Source organism: Marinobacter profundi (assembly GCF_002744715.1).
GTDB classification, from domain to species: domain Bacteria; phylum Pseudomonadota; class Gammaproteobacteria; order Pseudomonadales; family Oleiphilaceae; genus Marinobacter; species Marinobacter profundi.
This window is the reverse complement of the sequence record NZ_KZ319376.1, coordinates 85,527-101,204: the sequence shown is the minus strand read 5'-3', so window position 1 is coordinate 101,204 and position 15,678 is coordinate 85,527. Positions and strand designations below refer to the sequence as shown.

General features: G+C 55.9%; 15 protein-coding genes and 1 pseudogene. 11 read left to right on the top strand and 5 right to left on the bottom strand.

Annotated elements, in window-relative coordinates; translation table 11 throughout:
* The 6 genes from CLH61_RS18470 to CLH61_RS16460 form a co-directional block, all read left to right on the top strand.
* Nucleotides 1–653, top strand: a 653-nt coding sequence (locus tag CLH61_RS18470) for a hypothetical protein (protein WP_170003769.1), incomplete at its 5' end; no start/stop codon positions are given.
* Between the two features lie 97 nt (nt 654–750).
* The gene (locus CLH61_RS18370; RefSeq protein ID WP_143752167.1) at nt 751–1,422 is read left to right on the top strand and encodes a hypothetical protein; all 672 of its coding nucleotides are present in this window, start codon (nt 751–753) and stop codon (nt 1,420–1,422) included.
* Between the two features lie 79 nt (nt 1,423–1,501).
* Nucleotides 1,502–1,918, top strand: a complete 417-nt coding sequence (locus tag CLH61_RS16480) for a GNAT family N-acetyltransferase (protein WP_099615859.1) — start codon at nt 1,502–1,504, stop codon at nt 1,916–1,918.
* A gap of 495 nt (nt 1,919–2,413) precedes the next feature.
* Complete coding sequence (locus CLH61_RS18365) at nt 2,414–2,809, top strand: zinc ribbon domain-containing protein (RefSeq protein WP_143752165.1); 396 nt, start codon at nt 2,414–2,416, stop codon at nt 2,807–2,809.
* Between the two features lie 104 nt (nt 2,810–2,913).
* Complete coding sequence (locus CLH61_RS16465; RefSeq protein ID WP_099615858.1) at nt 2,914–4,689, top strand: ATP-dependent nuclease; 1,776 nt, start codon at nt 2,914–2,916, stop codon at nt 4,687–4,689.
* A 99-nt stretch (nt 4,690–4,788) separates the two neighbouring features.
* The gene (locus CLH61_RS16460) at nt 4,789–5,385 is read left to right on the top strand and encodes a hypothetical protein (RefSeq protein ID WP_099615857.1); all 597 of its coding nucleotides are present in this window, start codon (nt 4,789–4,791) and stop codon (nt 5,383–5,385) included.
* Between the two features lie 78 nt (nt 5,386–5,463).
* Here the strand turns inward: CLH61_RS16460 and CLH61_RS16455 are convergent, their stop codons facing one another.
* Together CLH61_RS16455 and CLH61_RS16450 are read right to left on the bottom strand one after the other, a co-directional pair.
* Nucleotides 5,464–5,781: a CcdB family protein gene (locus tag CLH61_RS16455; protein WP_099615856.1), complete on the bottom strand. Its 318-nt coding sequence runs from the start codon at nt 5,779–5,781 to the stop codon at nt 5,464–5,466.
* Nucleotides 5,781–6,026 carry a type II toxin-antitoxin system CcdA family antitoxin gene (locus tag CLH61_RS16450; protein ID WP_099615855.1) on the bottom strand — a complete coding sequence of 82 codons (246 nt, stop codon included), beginning with the start codon at nt 6,024–6,026 and terminating at the stop codon, nt 5,781–5,783. The genes CLH61_RS16455 and CLH61_RS16450 overlap by 1 nt, the downstream gene beginning before the upstream one ends.
* Nucleotides 6,027–6,241: 215 nt before the next feature.
* On the opposite strand from CLH61_RS16450, the pseudogene CLH61_RS18690 reads away from it, so the two are divergent.
* Both CLH61_RS18690 and CLH61_RS16440 read left to right on the top strand, forming a co-directional pair.
* Nucleotides 6,242–6,493: pseudogene (locus tag CLH61_RS18690) on the top strand (helix-turn-helix domain-containing protein); the annotation flags it as partial.
* A 40-nt stretch (nt 6,494–6,533) separates the two neighbouring features.
* A complete protein-coding gene (locus tag CLH61_RS16440; protein WP_099615853.1) occupies nt 6,534–6,791 on the top strand; it encodes an HP1242/YdcH family protein in 258 nt (85 codons plus the stop codon).
* Between the two features lie 66 nt (nt 6,792–6,857).
* Here CLH61_RS16440 and CLH61_RS16435 read toward each other — a convergent pair whose 3' ends face one another.
* Together CLH61_RS16435 and CLH61_RS16430 are read right to left on the bottom strand one after the other, a co-directional pair.
* The gene (locus tag CLH61_RS16435; protein WP_099615852.1) at nt 6,858–7,604 is read right to left on the bottom strand and encodes an SDR family oxidoreductase; all 747 of its coding nucleotides are present in this window, start codon (nt 7,602–7,604) and stop codon (nt 6,858–6,860) included.
* Nucleotides 7,605–7,669: 65 nt separating this feature from the next.
* On the bottom strand, nt 7,670–9,091 hold the full coding sequence (locus tag CLH61_RS16430; RefSeq protein WP_099615851.1) for an NAD-dependent succinate-semialdehyde dehydrogenase: 1,422 nt from the start codon (nt 9,089–9,091) through the stop codon (nt 7,670–7,672).
* Nucleotides 9,092–9,274: 183 nt separating this feature from the next.
* On the opposite strand from CLH61_RS16430, the gene CLH61_RS16425 reads away from it, so the two are divergent.
* The 3 genes from CLH61_RS16425 (at nt 9,275) to CLH61_RS16415 (ending at nt 14,520) form a co-directional block, all read left to right on the top strand.
* Nucleotides 9,275–10,576: a glycerophosphodiester phosphodiesterase family protein gene (locus tag CLH61_RS16425; RefSeq protein WP_099615850.1), complete on the top strand. Its 1,302-nt coding sequence runs from the start codon at nt 9,275–9,277 to the stop codon at nt 10,574–10,576.
* 254 nt (nt 10,577–10,830) lie between these two features.
* On the top strand, nt 10,831–13,752 hold the full coding sequence (locus tag CLH61_RS16420) for a fibronectin type III domain-containing protein (RefSeq protein WP_099615849.1): 2,922 nt from the start codon (nt 10,831–10,833) through the stop codon (nt 13,750–13,752).
* A 183-nt stretch (nt 13,753–13,935) separates the two neighbouring features.
* Nucleotides 13,936–14,520: a porin family protein gene (locus CLH61_RS16415; RefSeq protein ID WP_099615848.1), complete on the top strand. Its 585-nt coding sequence runs from the start codon at nt 13,936–13,938 to the stop codon at nt 14,518–14,520.
* Between the two features lie 157 nt (nt 14,521–14,677).
* Here CLH61_RS16415 and cysK read toward each other — a convergent pair whose 3' ends face one another.
* Nucleotides 14,678–15,649, bottom strand: coding sequence for a cysteine synthase A (cysK, locus tag CLH61_RS16410; RefSeq protein ID WP_099615847.1), 972 nt, complete (start codon nt 15,647–15,649; stop codon nt 14,678–14,680).
* Between the last annotated feature and the right edge of the window lie 29 nt (nt 15,650–15,678).

Sequence of the window (15,678 nt, the reverse complement as noted above, 5' to 3'; positions counted from 1 at the left end):
ATTTGCCGGTTAAAACCAAGATCGGCAAAAATCAGCGCTTATTCAGACCTTCCCTAGGCCGGGAGTTCATTAGGCTGCAAATATCGAAAGCCATAGAACGCTATCGATCTGAACTGGAACAGAAATCGGCAACGTTAAAGACCGAGCTCTCAATTTACGCCCATGAACAAAACGTTGGCCTATCTCGCCTAGACGAGCAACGCTCCAAAGCAATACAAAAAATATACGGGTTGGCCATGAGGTGGCACGATGTTTATATGGAGATATGCCAACCCGATGAGCCAAGCTTTCCGACGGCAGAGATGAAGCTGCAAAAATACTACAATTGGTCTACGAATCTCGTTAAAGCTGCTGAAGATATCTCCGTTGAGTCCAGAGATTCGGCAATTTTCTTTCAGCAAGACAGTTACGCCGTGATAGCCAATTTTGGTATGGCAGCAATGGATCTTAGCTGCGAGTTCTACGACAACACCTTTGGCAAGGTAGATATGTCTAAAGATCCTGATTACAACGTGCTCTTTCCTATGATTGAGCAAGAACGAAGATCTCTAGCAAGCACCTCACAGGAAGAATTCAAGCAATTGCGAGATCTTCTCGTCGCAGAGTTCCGGAAACTGATGAAAGCTGAAAGGGAGCCAAAAGTCGGCCAATGAGCTTTTCAGCTAACAATCACAGGCACGGCGACGTCTACTACATTGCGGCTTCGCCTCCATTCCGCAGCCGCGCGTGCTGTTGGCGTTAGAGGTTTTCATGAAACATTGGCGCACAGAATGGATGGCTACAAAATCGAATATTGCGCTGAAACTAGCGCAGGGAGACTGTGGCGCCGGGTATGCTGAGTCAGTAATTATTCTATGTTCCGCTATCAGCGCTGTTGCCGCTGAGCTTTGGCCAGGTAAAAGAAAGGACAGAGCAAGATTCATTGAATTAATAGTGCATAGCACACCAAGCTCAGGCCGTCTGGTCAGTGTTCCACTTCTGCTTGAAATTTTGAAAGGTGAAGGGCGTACTCAGGAAATTCAGTTGTTGAACGATCAACTTGGGCGGTTCCAAGAAACTCGGGTTTTAACTAGTGAAGATATTGATTTAAAAGAAGAAGAGGTATTCGCCTCGGTACCGAACCTTTCCTTGAAAGCGGTGCGTTCTTGTAGTTACGCGAACCTTCTATACGATGAAATTCGGTCCTCATACGTTCACCAGTATGATCCTGGTAATCGGGCAAACCCTTGGCCAATGTCTTCCCGAAAGACATCTCCAGCTAGCTACGTGAACGTATTAAATAGACCGCGTGAAATACATTTTCATGTTGAGTGGCTTGCGAATATTGCCCATCAGGCAGCCGTATTTGCAGACGGCTTACCGAGTGTGCCGTTAACAGATCCTGATTCTTGGTGGATACACGGTGAACCCGGCAACCTCTAACAAGTGGGTGAAGCTGACCGGTACTACGCTGCGCTTCGCACCGGCAGCTTACCCAAGGCGTTAATTGCCAAGGAGAGGTATGGCTATCAGCTTTCAGGTGAATCATCCCATTACCACTGACCAGTTCATCGGTTTGTTGGAGAGTTCGACCCTTGGGGAGCGTCGGCCAATTCACGATCGAGACTGTATGGAAGGGATGATATCCAACTCCAATCTCGTCGTAAGCGCCTGGGATGATGATTTGTTGGTCGGCATCGCTCGCAGTGTCACGGATTTTCACTATGCCTGCTACCTGTCAGATTTGGCGGTTCATCAGAACTATCAAAGATCAGGAATAGGCAAACGATTACAGTCACTGACCCAGGAGCAACTGGGGCCGCTCTGCAAATTGATACTCATCGCAGCACCTGCAGCCAATTCGTACTATGGTCACATTGGTTACACGCACAATGATCGCTGCTGGGTTCTTGATGCTGGGGTGACCATTGGCAATTAACAAGGCCAGGCACGCGACGTCTACTACATTGCGGCTTCGCCTCCATTCCGTAGCCGCGCATGCTGGCTGGCGTTAAATTCAGGGAGGAAACGCAAACATGGAGAAAGTTGTCACAGGCCTGCTGGTGCTCGTAGGCATTATTCATCTCTTGCCCGTTTCTGGGGTTCTGGGCGTGGAGCGGCTGGCCGCTTTGTATGGCGTTTCCCTGGGTGAGCCCAATATTGAAATCCTGATGCGCCACCGGGCCATCCTATTCGGGCTTCTCGGTCTGTTCCTGGTGTATGCAGCANCGCGATTGCGTGGTCAGTTGGCGGGTACAATGAGTCCGTTCGCAAGGTCGTCATCGCAGACATTATCGCCATCGTGGCGCTCATTGCTGCAGGGGTAATCCGTGTCGTCGGCCGCAACCAAATTTAACAAGGCGCATCAATACGCGGCCTGCGGCCGCGCCTCCATTCCAAGGGCGCCGTTGTGCGCTGGCGTTAGGACAGATACATGCGAAATGAAGACCGAACTTTCTGCAAAGACTGTCACTTTCAGCTTGATGAAGCGTTAGCAGCTAACAAAAATTATTCATGTCCGAGCTGTGGTTCAACGGAAAGATATATAAATATGTCGATTTTTGAAGGAGTTAATCTCTACGACTCATGGGGTGCTCAGTCCAAAGATCCCAAGTATCCCGGAAAAAGAAAAGTTCGGTGGGAAACGTTCGTTGGGTGGCAACGGAGCCATAAATTACAAAGCATGGTTCATAAAACGAGAACTATCGACCGTGACAACGATACGTACCAAGAAATTGTGACGGATCCAAAAACCGGAGAGATTATTCACCGTTGTGAAGAGCCGCTCTCCAAACACTTTGGCCATGGCTCAGCAAAGTCGAAGTCCTAACAATCGGCTGTTGTCGCCCCTGCGGGGCTGGGACGGCCTTTCCGCCGCTTCGCGGCTACAAGCCCGCCCCAAAGGCGGGCGTTAGGCATAAATAAGGATGAACCGTGAAAATTGAGAAAATTAGGATAAAAAATTGGAGATCATTAAAGGCGCAGGAACTCCAAGCACAAGATCTAATGGTGATTATTGGGCAAAACAACCACGGCAAATCCAATTTATTGTCTTCGATACTATTTTTCTTCGGAGAGATAAAACATCATGATCTAGATTTTCACCGTGGCTCTACAGAACTATATGTGGAGCTGCAATTCGGGAATCTTGATGATACGGACAAAACAACATTCAAAAAATACCTTACTTCCGAAGGAAAGATTCTAGTCAGGAAAACCGCTTTCCTAGGAGGTAGCTTTGAATATCGAGGCTACATAGAAAATCCTTCCGAAGAGTGGCTGCAAGAGGCGAATGCCAACGCATATACGAAGAGAGAGTTAGCAAATAGCCTACCTTTTCATCCGTTTCTCCCTGACGCTGGTAGACTTACAAAGCAAAATATCATCGACGCGCAAGCCGCTTATATTGCTCAAAACAGAGATGACATCAATTTTAGTTTCGAGCTAGAACATACAAACTTTCTAGGGCTTAAGTCAGTAGCTACGGGTATTTTTGGTGAAGTGTATTTTATTCCGGCGGTAAAAGAGGCGTCTGATGACTTCACATCGAAGGATTCAAGTGTTTTTGGAAAAATGTATGCCGATGTTGTAGCTTTGATGTCAGAGCACAATGATGACTGGAAAATAACGAAAGAAAATCTCGGTAAACTTTTTGCAACGTTGAACAAAAAAGATGTCGATGGAAATGACAATCTAGATCGCCCACAACAACTTTCAGAATTTGAAGAAGAATTAGCTGTCGAACTGATTTCATGGGGAGCTAGGGTCGAAGTTGAAGTAAGCCCTCCTGATATTGAAAGCGTTTTTAAAGCGAATACACAAGTCTGGATTGATGATGGCGTAAGAACAGACATTAAAAGAAAAGGTCATGGCTTGCAGCGAGCGTTAACCGTTGCACTTATACAAGTAGTAGCAAAAAGAGCAATTGCCGCCGCCGCGAATGATGTTGATGAAAATAATCGCGCAAGAAAAGTTTCTAACTCAAGATTCTTTATCTTTGAAGAGCCTGAATTGTATTTGCACCCCCAAGCACAAAGATCACTTTTCGACTCATTTGCTGGCTTGTCTGAATCTGGCAGTCAAGTAATTCTATGTACTCATTCAAGCGGATTGATCGATGTTGAAAGATACAAATCCATCTACATTGCAACGAAAGAAAATGGCTCCGACGAAACTAAAGTAAAGCAATGTACCGATGATTTGTTCGAGGGCGACTCCAAGAAGGATTTCAATTTGTCGTATTGGATAAATCCGGATCGAGGTGAGCTTTTTTTTGCTAGCAAGGTTGTCCTGCTTGAAGGCGCTACAGAAAAAACAATTTTTCCTCTTTTAGCCAGAGAGCTAGGAGCGTTTAGATATGATTACACCCTCATCGATTGCGGCTCAAAGGATAATATTCCACTATATATCAAGCTGTTGAATAAGTTCCAGATTCCATATGTGGCCGTTTATGACCGTGACCATCAAGCGCATAAAAGTGCAGACGCGATTGCCTCGGCGGATACGTCTACTCAAAAGATTGAATCTGAAATCAACGCGAATACGGGATCTTCAATTGTGTTGATTAATGATATTGAAGAAGAGTTAGGGCTTCCAAATGGGGGAAGCAGCAAGCCTTATGTGGCATTGAATCATATAACTTCAGAGGGGTTCACGATAAGTGAATCAATGAAAACAAAAATTCGGAGAGTGTATGATGCTCAAGCCTAACAAAGCGCTGCTGTCGGACAAATTTTCCGCTGCGCTCCAAATTTGCCGCAGAGCGCGGCGTTATGCCGGACCAACTTAGACTAAGGAGTTGACTGAAAATTGGCTGATGAAGTCCAGTGGCTTACCCCCTCAGTAGTTGTGCCCGCTGTATCAGTGCTTGTGGCCTCCGTAATTGTGCCCTTGTTGCTGCACTGGCTTAGGGGCCGCCGTGAGCAAGCAGCTCGCGTGTTTGAGGTGAGGCGTGAAGTTTACAGTCAGTACTTCAAGAAGTATGAAGAGGCCGCTGTTGCCGTTGGCAATGATTATGAAGAATTTTCACAGGTCACGTTGAAGCAAGAGTTCTATAAGCTTCTGCAAGCCGGTAATTCGCCGGAAGCTGTCGTGGCTTTCCAGTCTGCTGTCGGAGAATTCCCTCACAAGATTCAAGATGCTCATAGGCGCGCAACCGAAGAGACAACCGTAGTGAAAATTCTGGGATCTACCGAGCTTCTAAAGCTGACCCAGGAATTCGAGGAACTCAATCACGAAATTCTTAAGATGAGTTCAAAGTGGCTAGCGGAACTCCAGGAAACACTATCCAACCCCGATATGGAGGGGCCTGTGGCGAAGGAGATGCAGCGTAAAGGCCGGGATGCCGCAGAGTTAAAAGAAAAAATTATTGCTCAGATGCGCGCAGAGCTGGGTGTTGGTAAATAAGCTATGGCATAACAAACCGCTGTTGCCGGACAATTTTTCCGCCGCTTCGCGGCTTCAAAATTGCCGCAAAGCTTCGCGTTAAATGCCGGTGATAGCCAGTTTCAAAGCTCCAACAATCTGGTCTCTGAAATGTGAGAGGGAGCCAACAGGGCTCTTGAGATGTTTTTCAGGCACGGAGGAAATTTGTGGAGTTAACAGCAGCAGCTCCTGATCGGCAAAGCTGATTTCCGGAGTGAGCCCTTGCATGGCTTCGCCACCGAAGGCATAACGGTTGCCCAAAGGGATAACAATGCGAGTTGCCAAATCGCTCAGAAGGCTGCTTTGAATATCCACAAGGTAAGGGTAGTGAGCCTTGCTGATTTTGCTCGGGTTGGGGTACACATCGAACTGTGCCATCAGAACTCTCTGAATTCGTCGCCGAAGCATCCATGTTGTTCGACGAAATCGTTGTAGCTTTTTATCGCAGCGCGATTTTCTTCAACCCATTGTGCGGCTTCGTGTTTCGAAAGCTCTTCTTTCAGAGCTCGTTCCAGGGTGGCAGACAAGTTAATGTTCAGTTCCCGGGTTCTACGCAGAAGATCGCTATTGATTGAGAGGTTTGTTGCTTTTTTGGGGGCGGCTGAATTATAGAGTTCGGCCATGAGGGCCCCCAGGTAGATGTTTAATGCACAGTTTGATGTTATGCGCATGGTAATGCGCATGCAAGCCTTTAACCAATTGCTGTTGTCGGCCGTGGGTGCGCTGGCGCTCCGGCACGCGGCAAAGCCAAGTTTTTAGAAGAACGCCAAGGAAGCGGAATGAATACATTTGAGATTCTTGTTGAGAATATTCGGTCTTTCCTAGAAAAAACGGTTGGAGCCAATCCGAACTCGCTAGAAGATCAGGCGTGGGCCAAAAAACCGTGAACAATATCGTATCCAATCGCGATGAATCTGCCTCCACCCAAATATCAACTGTGGAAGCTATTGCTAAAGTTTTTGGGGTTTCAACAGCGCAGCTGATGAGTCAGGATTTGGGGTCAACATCTGCTATGGACTTACCTCAGTCCAGCAAATCACATCGCCGGGATTTTGACTGGCATCAAGACGCCTCCAGTGCCGTGTTCTAGACTGACTCCAAGGTTCTAATTTCCAATCAGGAGCAAACCAATGACCCTTGAAAAACACGATCTGTTGCACGAGATTCCCGAGTCCCGCGAGGCGATCCACGCACTGAAGACCGGCAGTGAGCACTTTGCCCGGCTGTTCGATGAGTATCACGAGCTGGATCATGAAATTCATCGCATCGAAACGGGAGTCGAGTCCACCTCTGACGAGTACCTGGAGACACGCAAGAAAGCGCGGCTGAACCTCAAGGATCAGCTGTACGCGATGATTCGTGAATACGAGGCGGCGATGGCTAGCTAATACGCTGGCACCAGGCCGGGGGCTTAGGGGTACTGGCATACCCAAAGCCCCCGTGCCCGGGCTGTTTCAGGAAAGCCGGGCGACCATCCCGACCGGCAGTCGCTTGAGCAGGAAACCCAGGGGAGTCCAGGGCCAGCCCGGTACAAAGGCTTCGGCGGGCTCTTTCTCGATGGCGGCCACCAACGCCCGGCAGCCGGTTTCCAGGTCCACCCGGAACGGTGCGTTGCGAACCTCCCGGTTGATGTCGGTGAGGATATAACCCGGGAACAGGGTGGACACCTTGATGGGGGTGTTCATCACGTCCATGCGGATACCCTCCGCCAGGTTGGCGAGGCCGGCCTTGCTGGCGGCATAGACCGACATGGCGCCCCGAAATCCCCGCACCGCGCTCACCGACGAGATGGCGACCAGATGGCCGCTGTTTTGTTGGCGGAAGATCTCCATGGCGGCTTCGCACTGGGCCAGGGCCGCCACAAAGTTGGTCTCTGCGGTCTGGCGGTTGGCGTCAAAATTACCCGTACCAATCGGGGCGCCTTTGCCAATACCGGCGTTGACGATGACCCGGTCGAGCCCCCCCAGGTCATCGCGAAAGGCGCGGAATACCTCGAACACCTGCTCATGGTCGCACACGTCCAGCGGGCGGACGCATACCCGGATCTGGGGATAGCGGTTTTCCAGTTCTGCCTTGAGGGCATCGAGCTGGTCAGTACGGCGGGCGCACAGGGCGAGGTTGCAGCCGCGTTTGGCGAACTCGCGGGCCATGCCCTCGCCAAGGCCGGAGCTGGCGCCGGTAATCAGCAGGTTCTTGCGCATCGTTAACTCCTGAATGGGTCATTCCCGAATCGTTCACGATTGACTGGATCGCTCGTGGATACGGCTCAGATTGCAAAGCCGCCGAGTTTGGTTTCCAGGTACTCTTCGATCCCCTCGGCAGCACCTTCCCGCCCGAGGCCACTGTTCTTCATGCCACCAAAAGGCGCCGCAGCGCTGGTCGGGTTGATGTCATTGATGCCGATGATGCCGAAATCGAGCGCCTCAAAGGCACGCATGGCGGTGGCCAGGTTGTTGCTGTATACATACGCCGCCAGGCCATACTCGGTGTCGTTGGCCATCGCCAGCACATCGTCCTCCGAGCGGTAGCTGATCACCGGGGCGACCGGACCGAAGGTTTCTTCCCGGTAGATCCGCATGTCGGCGGTGACGCCGGCCAGCACGGTGGGGGCGTAAAAGCAGCCGTTTGCCAGCTCACCTTCCGACAGGCGTTTGCCACCGCTGGCAATCCGGGCACCTTTGCTGACGGCATCCTGCACCTGATTATCCACCTTCTGAATGGCCCGTTCATTGATCAGTGGGCCGATGCCGGTCCCGTCGGCCAGGCCATTGCCGACAACCAGACGATTGACCCGGCTGGTCAGTTCCGTGAGGAAAGGTTCGAGCTGATCTTCATGGACAAAGATCCGGTTCGGGCTGATGCAGGCCTGGCCGGTATTTAGAAACTTGACCAGCGCCAGCCCCTTGGCGGCGTGGACGGGGTCAGCATCGGGGAACACGATCGCCGGCGCATGGCCGCCGAGCTCCATGGAGACCCGCTTCATGTTCGCGGCGGCAAGGGCATTGAGTTGCCGGCCGACGGCGGTGGAGCCGGTAAAGGTGAGTTTGCGGACCCGGGGGTCGCGGCAGAATGCCTCACCCACCGGTGCCGGGTCGCTGACGGTCAGCAGGTTCACCACCCCGGGCGGAAAGCCCGCTTCCTCGAAGATCTCCACCATGGCCCGGGCGCACAGGGGGGTGCTCTCCGCCGGCTTGAGAATTACCGTGCAACCGGCGGCCAGGGCCGGTGCCAGCTTGCGGGTAATCATCGAGACCGGGTAGTTCCAGGGCGTGATGGCACCCACTACACCCACCGGTACTTTCTGTACCATGAAGCGCTGATTGTCCCGCGCAGAGGGAATGCTGTGGCCGTAAACCCGTTTGGCTTCCTCGGCAAACCACAGCAGGAAGTCGGCGCCATACTGGACCTCATTGAGGGACGCCTTCAGGGGTTTGCCCTGCTCGCGGGTCATCAGCTCGGCCAGTTCCCGCTTGCGACGGATCATCAGTTCCCAGGCCCGGTACAGCAGTTGGGCACGGTGGTAGGCCGTGGTTTTGCGCCACTCGGCAAAAGCCGCTTCGGCCCCGGCGATGGCGGCTTCGATGTCGCTGTCGGTACAGTCCGGCACTTCGCCGATGGTCTCGCCGGTGGCCGGGTTGGTCACCGGGAATACGGCGCGGTCGGTTAGCCATTGACCATTGATGTACATGGTATCTCCGTCCTCAGGTTCTGGCAGTGGAAGACCGTCAAAATACCATGTTTGGCGGAGGTGTGGCTGCGTCCGACCCGGTTCCGCGGTAAAAGAGAGGGTGGTCAAAAAACAGTCATGACCGCGTAACCCGGATGGTGAACACTGCAGCGGCAGTATCATTCATTTCACAAGGAGCTTGTTATGAAGTTACGCAGCTGGATCGGGTTAGTGCTGGGGTGTTCGCTGGGATCGATTGTGGCCGCCGCACCGGTGGCCAAGGCGGATGCGGACTGGGTGCCCCGGGGACTTGCCCAGTGGCAGGAAGTAAAACAGGGCGCGGGTGACGGCGCCCGGCAGGTGGATCTCGGGCCGCGGCCACAGTGGCTGGTCGACGATATGGATGAGGGGGCACTGAAGGCGCAGCTGCAGGCCTGCCGCACCCAGAACCTGAAGCCGACGGAATTCTCCATTGGTCACCGCGGTGCTCCGCTCCAGTTCCCGGAGCATACCCTGGAGTCCTATGTGGCCGCGGCCGGCATGGGAGCCGGTATTGTCGAGTGCGATGTGGCATTCACCAAGGACCGGCAGCTGGTCTGCCGCCATGCCCAGAACGATCTGCACACCACCACCAACATCGTCACCATTCCCGAACTCAACGCGAAATGCACCCAGCCCTTTGTCCCGGCGGATCCGGCCAGTGGTACGCCGGCGCAGGCGGAGTGTCGCACCAGCGATATCACCCTGGCCGAGTTCAAATCGCTGCAGGGCAAGATGGATGCCTTCAACCCGATGGCCACCACGCCGGAAGCCTACATTGGCGGCACCGCCGATTGGCGCACGGATCTGTACGCCAGTCGCGGCACCCTGCTCACTCATCGCGAGAGCATCGAGCTGATGCGCACGCTGGGCGTGAAGTTCACACCGGAGCTGAAAACCCCGGTTGAAGAGATGCCGTACGAAGGCGACTACAGTCAACAGGACTATGCCCGACAGATGATCCAGGATTACATCGACGCCGGGGTGAAGCCGGAGGATGTCTGGCCACAATCCTTTAACCTGGCGGACGTGCTGTTCTGGGTGAACGAGATGCCCCGGTTTGGCCGTCAGGCGGTGTTCCTCGACGAATCCGCCCATACCCCGGAGAACAGTTCCCTGGCCTTTATGGAGAGCCTGAAAGCTCAGGGGGTAAATATCCTGGCGCCGGCCATCTGGAAGATGCTGACCCTGGATGGTCACCAGCAGATCGTGCCCTCCGACTATGCCCTGAACGCCCGCGCCGCCGGCCTCGACCTGATCGCCTGGTCGATGGAGCGCAGTGGCCCGCTGGCCAACGGTGGCGGCTGGTACTACCAGAGTGTCAGCGATGCCATTAACAACGACGGTGACATGTTGACGGTGATCGACGTGCTGGCCCGGGAGGTCGGGGTGATCGGCATTTTCTCCGACTGGCCGGCGACCACCACGTTCTATGCCAACTGCATGGGGTTGGTGAGCAGTCGCTGAGCTAAGCGTTGCCGGAAGCTCCAGATTCGAACGTTCTGAGCGCGAATTTGGCGCTTCCCGGCACCTGCCGAGGAGAGATGTTGTCCGGATGGTTCACCACGGCACAGGGACTAATCCTGAGCTTCTGTCAGATTTCTTTACAGGCTCTTTAATACCCGTCAGCCTTTTGGGAACCCTTTCAGGCAGATACCGATCTGGCACTGAATATGCTGCCTCCATGACAGTCCCCGCCCTTGTTCAGGGAGATCACTGTCATGGGTCCGCTTGCCTCGTCTTTTCTGTTCCGATTCCGTTGGTCTGTCTGCAGTTTTCCGCTCCTGCTGTTATGGACGACTGCCATCCTGCTGCTTCCGGCACGTCTGCCGGCTGCCGAGTTGCTGGTTTCGCTGGCGCCTGATCGCAGCGCCCCCCAGAGTCTGGACGCGGCCCCGCTGACGGATCTGGCGTACATCTTTGTTGCCGGTGCGGATAACCTTGACCAGGTGCGTTTCGATCTCGATGGCAGCGAGGTTAAAACCGAGAATCAGCCGCCCTGGGATTTTGCTGGTACCACTCCGGATGATCTGGCGATCGGCTATGACACCCGCAACCTGGTGGATGGCAACTACCAGGTCCGCGCCCGGCTGTATCAGGGCGGGGTGCTGGTCGAGACCTTGCAGGGGCTGATGCAGGTGGCCAACCAGCCGCCGCCCGCGCCTGGTGGTGACGCCGCCCAGCTCCATATGGGCTGGCAGGATGATCCGGCCAGTTCGCTGGCGATCGTCTGGTTCAGCCCTCTGGCCACAACACCGGCTGCGGTAAGCTACCGTCGCGCGGGGACCACGGCCTGGCTGGAGGCCAGTGGTGCGGTGAATCATGTCACGGCGGATGGTCGTTACCTCAAGGTCAGTCTCGGTAACCTGTTGGCGGAGACCGGATATGAGTTCCGCGTTGCGCTGGCGCCGGAGGTCTGGAGTCGGGTCTACCAGGGCCGCACTGCGCCGGCAGCGGGCGCGGCGGATTTTGATGCCGTTTTTGTTGCCGATACCGGGCTGGTCGGCAGGCTGGATGGTTTGGCGACCGGCACGGCCGACGTCATCGCGGCGGTCGCCGCCCGTTCGCCAGACGTCGTGCTGCTGGGCGGTGACTATGCCTATTTCGACACGGACAAGCGCTACGTCACCCTGGAGCGGACCATTGCCGCCTGGTTTGACCAGATGGCGGCGGTGGCAGGGCAGAGCCCGCTGATGCCGGTCTATGGTAACCATGAGGTGCTGCTGGGGGAGGGCTATGACACCTGGGTGCGCTATTTTCCGACACCCGAGGGCTGGAACAACCGTCGCATGTACAGCTTCGATGCGGGTGACATCCACTTTGTTGCCATTTTCGGACTGAACGAATACGAGACCCTGCCCCAGGATGCCCTGGACTGGCTGACCGGCGACCTGGCCGAGGCGACCAGCCGTGGTCAGCGCTGGCTGGTGCCCTACTTCCATGCGGCGCCGTTCTCCGAAGGCACCAACCATTCGTCCGCGTTACCGCTGCGCGGCCAGTTGGGCCCGATCTTCGAAGCCGCCGGCGTTCAGGTGGTGCTTACCGCCCATGACCAGTCCTATGAGCGGACCTTTCCACTGGTCAACGTGCCAGCCGGCAACACGCCAACCTCGGACCTGCGCCACTGCTACGGCCCGGGGGACGGGGTCAGCTGGTTGAAGATCGCGCCCGGCGGCAAGCTGAGCAACATTTCCAAGGACTTCTCGCCATGGAAAACGCCGGAACCGCCATACTGGACGGTGTTCCGTGATAACTCGCTCCATCATTTCGCCCACCTTGCCGTATCTGCCACGGGTACGCTGGATGTGGAGGTGTTCGGTGTTGCGGGGGACGGTTCGCCCCCCCTGCGCATCGACCGGGTCAGGTACTCGGTCAACGGCTGCGAACCGGAACTTGCCGCCCTGCCAGCGCAAGTCTCCTTCAGCGTCGAGCCCGGTGAGGTCGCGAGCCAGCTGCTGCAGGTGGCAAGTCGGGACGGTGCGGCACAGCTCTTCGAGGTTTCCCAGGTGCCGGACTGGCTGTCACTGTCAGTCCTGGGCGGGCTGACCCCGGCCAGCGTCGAGCTGGTAGCGGACAGCACCGGGCTGGCACCCGGGGACTATCGCGGTATCCTCGAGATTGCCGCCGGCGAGGACAATGCCACCTGGCTGCCGGTTAACCTGCGGGTGGGGGGCACCGGCTACGGCCTTTGGGTATCCGACAACCCGCAACGCACCGGAGCGCGGCCGCTGGAAAGCGCCCAGTTGCAGGGTGAGCAGTATGTATTCACCAGCCCGGACACCGACGTCACCCGGGTCCGCTTCTACCTGGATGATGTCAGCGGCACCGGAACGGTGACCAAAACCGAGAACCTCGCACCGTTTGACCTGGCGGGAACGGCGCCTGATGACACCGCGTACCCCTACGATACCGCGGCGCTGGCCGACGGCAATCATGAGCTGGGGGCCCGGCTCACCCTGGCGGGTGGACTGGAGATTCTGGTCGGTGCCGGTTTCGTGGTTGCCAACGATGGACCACAGCTCGCGGTATCACCGGACAGCCTGTTGTTCGAGCTGACGCCACCGCAGATCCTGGCGGAAGCCAGTCTGCAGGTGCAGATGTCGGACGGTGGTGCGGTGGCCGTTGCCAGCCAGACCACTGCCGCCTGGCTGACGGCGGTGCCGGAAACATCGCTAACACCGGAGATCCTCACCGTTGCGGTGGATGCCGGTAATCTGACACCGGGGCAGTACCAGGGCAGCATTATGCTGACGGCAGGCTCTGGTGAGCAGACCACCGTACCGGTGACGCTGATATATGACCTGCCGTCGCCGTACAGCCTGATGGTGAGCCAGTGGCCGGACCGCAGTGCGCCGGTGGCACTCAGCGGCGCACTGCTGGCAGGGGATGTCTATATCTTCGTGCCGGAAATAGCGGGCATCAAGAAAGTCCTGTTCTTCCTCGACGATCCCGACCGCCTGAACAGCCCGCTGAAAGTGGAGAACAATGGCCCGTGGGATTTTGCGGGGACGATCACCAAGCCACCACGGTATGCCTACCCCTTCAGCTTGCAGGGCCTGGTAGGCCAGCACGTGGTCACCGCGGTGGTCAGTGGCGACAGCGGTGAGGAGGTTATTCACGGGGTCTTTGAGGTCAGCCCCTGACGCGGATGGCGGCCCTTTCCGGCAGATGAAATGATTGTAGTTCTTGTTTAACCCCCCGGGGGGCTCATAACCGTTAGGCTGGGTTTCAGTGATCGGCGTGTTTTGCGCCGGTCACGTCCAAGAGAATGGATTTGTGAATGGATTTGCGAATGGATTCGAAGGAACTCAGGAGGATGACAGGTTATGAACCATAAAGTCAGTCTTGCATGTGCCACCGTTCTGTCCGCCGCGGTACTGGCGGCCCCGGGTGCCTGGGCGCAGGGGCGGTCGGCCGGGGATGAATCCGGATTCTTCATCGGCGGCAGTTATGGGGGTTACAAGTCCCACGATGGCGAGTTCAGGGATGAAAACGATTTGCTGGGCCTGTCCGCGGGTTACCAGTTCAATCCCTTTTTCGCCCTGGAGGCAGAGTATCTGGATTTCGGCGAGTTTGGCCGGGACAAGGATGAGATTGCCGGTGAGCTGAAGGGGGTGGCCCTGGGGGTTCGCGGTCGCTTGCCATTGACCGAGACGTTCGGCGTCTATGCCAAGGCCGGTGCGTTCGCGTCGTCGTTTGATGTGGATGCCTTCGATGAGAGCGAAACCTACGATGAGGTCAATCCTTACGTCGGTGCCGGGGTGGATTTCCTGGTGGCTCCGCAACTGACCGCGTTTGCCGAGTACGACCGCTATAACGTGGATATCGACGAGAGTGATTTTAACGGCCAGGTGACCAACGATGGGCCCGCATTCGATACCGCCCGGGTGGGGGTCCGCTTCCAGTTCTGAAGCTGCGACCATTACTGAACCCCGTTAATCACGGAGCTCTCAATAATCATGGAGCTCTCAATAATCAGGGAGCTCTCACCAATCGCTGAACTCTGGATGACCATGCGCCGCAGGCAGTTAAGCCTGCGGCGCATGGTGCCTGCAGGGCGGACCCGCGTTACTGCACCATTTCCTGGTCGCTGAACATGCCGTCAAACAGTGCCGTGGACAGATACCGCTCGGCGGAGTCGGGCAGAATCACTACGATGTTCCGGCCTTTATGCTCGGGCTGCTTGCTCACCCGCACCGCCGCGGCAACCGCTGCACCGCAGGAAATACCACACAGGATGCCTTCTTCCTGCATCAGCCGGTGGGCCATTGCCATGGCCTCGTCGTTGCTGATGGTTTCCACCTGGTCCACCAGGTCCAGGTCGAGGTTCTTCGGCACGAAACCGGCACCAATGCCCTGGATCTTGTGAGGAGCGGGCTTGGGCTGCTCACCGTTGAGCACCTGGGTGATGATCGGCGAGTCGGTGGGTTCGACCGCTACCGTGGTGACGGCCTTGCCGCGGGTCTGTTTGAGATAGCGTGAGACACCGGTCAGCGTGCCACCGGTGCCAACGCCGGCCACGAAAATGTCCACATTACCGTCGGTATCGTTCCAGATCTCCGGGCCGGTGGTGTCTTCGTGGATCCGCGGGTTGGCCGGGTTCTCGAATTGCTGGGGCAGGAAGTGGTTGTCCGGGTCTGCCGCCACCAGTTCCTCGGCTTTGGCAATGGCGCCGGGCATCCCCTTGGCCGGTTCGGTCAGTACCAGCTCGGCACCGAGTGCCTTGAGGACCTTGCGGCGCTCCAGGCTCATGGAGGCGGGCATGGTAAGCACAAGCTTGTAGCCCCGTGCGGCGGCCACGAAGGCCAGTGCGATGCCGGTGTTGCCGCTGGTGGGCTCGACGATGGTCATGCCCGGCTTGAGCAGGCCACGCTTCTCGGCATCCCAGATCATCGCCGCACCGATGCGGCATTTGACCGAGTAGGCAGGGTTGCGGCCTTCAATCTTTGCCCAGATGGTCGCCCCGTCACTGACCCGATTCAGTCGCACCAGCGGGGTGTTGCCGATGGACAGGGAATTGTCGTCGTAAATCCGTGCCATGATGATTCTCCTGAGGTTTTTCGCATCAT

Bases quoted from the DNA above. Each gene is read 5' to 3' on its own strand.
- CLH61_RS16425 (WP_099615850.1), top strand. From the start codon at position 9,275: ATGAAGTTACGCAGCTGGATCGGGTTAGTGCTGGGGTGTTCGCTGGGA.
- CLH61_RS16415 (WP_099615848.1), top strand. From the start codon at position 13,936: ATGAACCATAAAGTCAGTCTTGCATGTGCCACCGTTCTGTCCGCCGCG.
- CLH61_RS16450 (WP_099615855.1), bottom strand. From the start codon at position 6,026: ATGGCCGAACTCTATAATTCAGCCGCCCCCAAAAAAGCAACAAACCTC.
- CLH61_RS18365 (WP_143752165.1), top strand. From the start codon at position 2,414: ATGCGAAATGAAGACCGAACTTTCTGCAAAGACTGTCACTTTCAGCTT.
- CLH61_RS18370 (WP_143752167.1), top strand. From the start codon at position 751: ATGAAACATTGGCGCACAGAATGGATGGCTACAAAATCGAATATTGCG.
- CLH61_RS16435 (WP_099615852.1), bottom strand. From the start codon at position 7,604: ATGCGCAAGAACCTGCTGATTACCGGCGCCAGCTCCGGCCTTGGCGAG.
- cysK (WP_099615847.1), bottom strand. From the start codon at position 15,649: ATGGCACGGATTTACGACGACAATTCCCTGTCCATCGGCAACACCCCG.
- CLH61_RS16455 (WP_099615856.1), bottom strand. From the start codon at position 5,781: ATGGCACAGTTCGATGTGTACCCCAACCCGAGCAAAATCAGCAAGGCT.
- CLH61_RS16420 (WP_099615849.1), top strand. From the start codon at position 10,831: ATGGGTCCGCTTGCCTCGTCTTTTCTGTTCCGATTCCGTTGGTCTGTC.
- CLH61_RS16480 (WP_099615859.1), top strand. From the start codon at position 1,502: ATGGCTATCAGCTTTCAGGTGAATCATCCCATTACCACTGACCAGTTC.
- CLH61_RS16440 (WP_099615853.1), top strand. From the start codon at position 6,534: ATGACCCTTGAAAAACACGATCTGTTGCACGAGATTCCCGAGTCCCGC.
- CLH61_RS16430 (WP_099615851.1), bottom strand. From the start codon at position 9,091: ATGTACATCAATGGTCAATGGCTAACCGACCGCGCCGTATTCCCGGTG.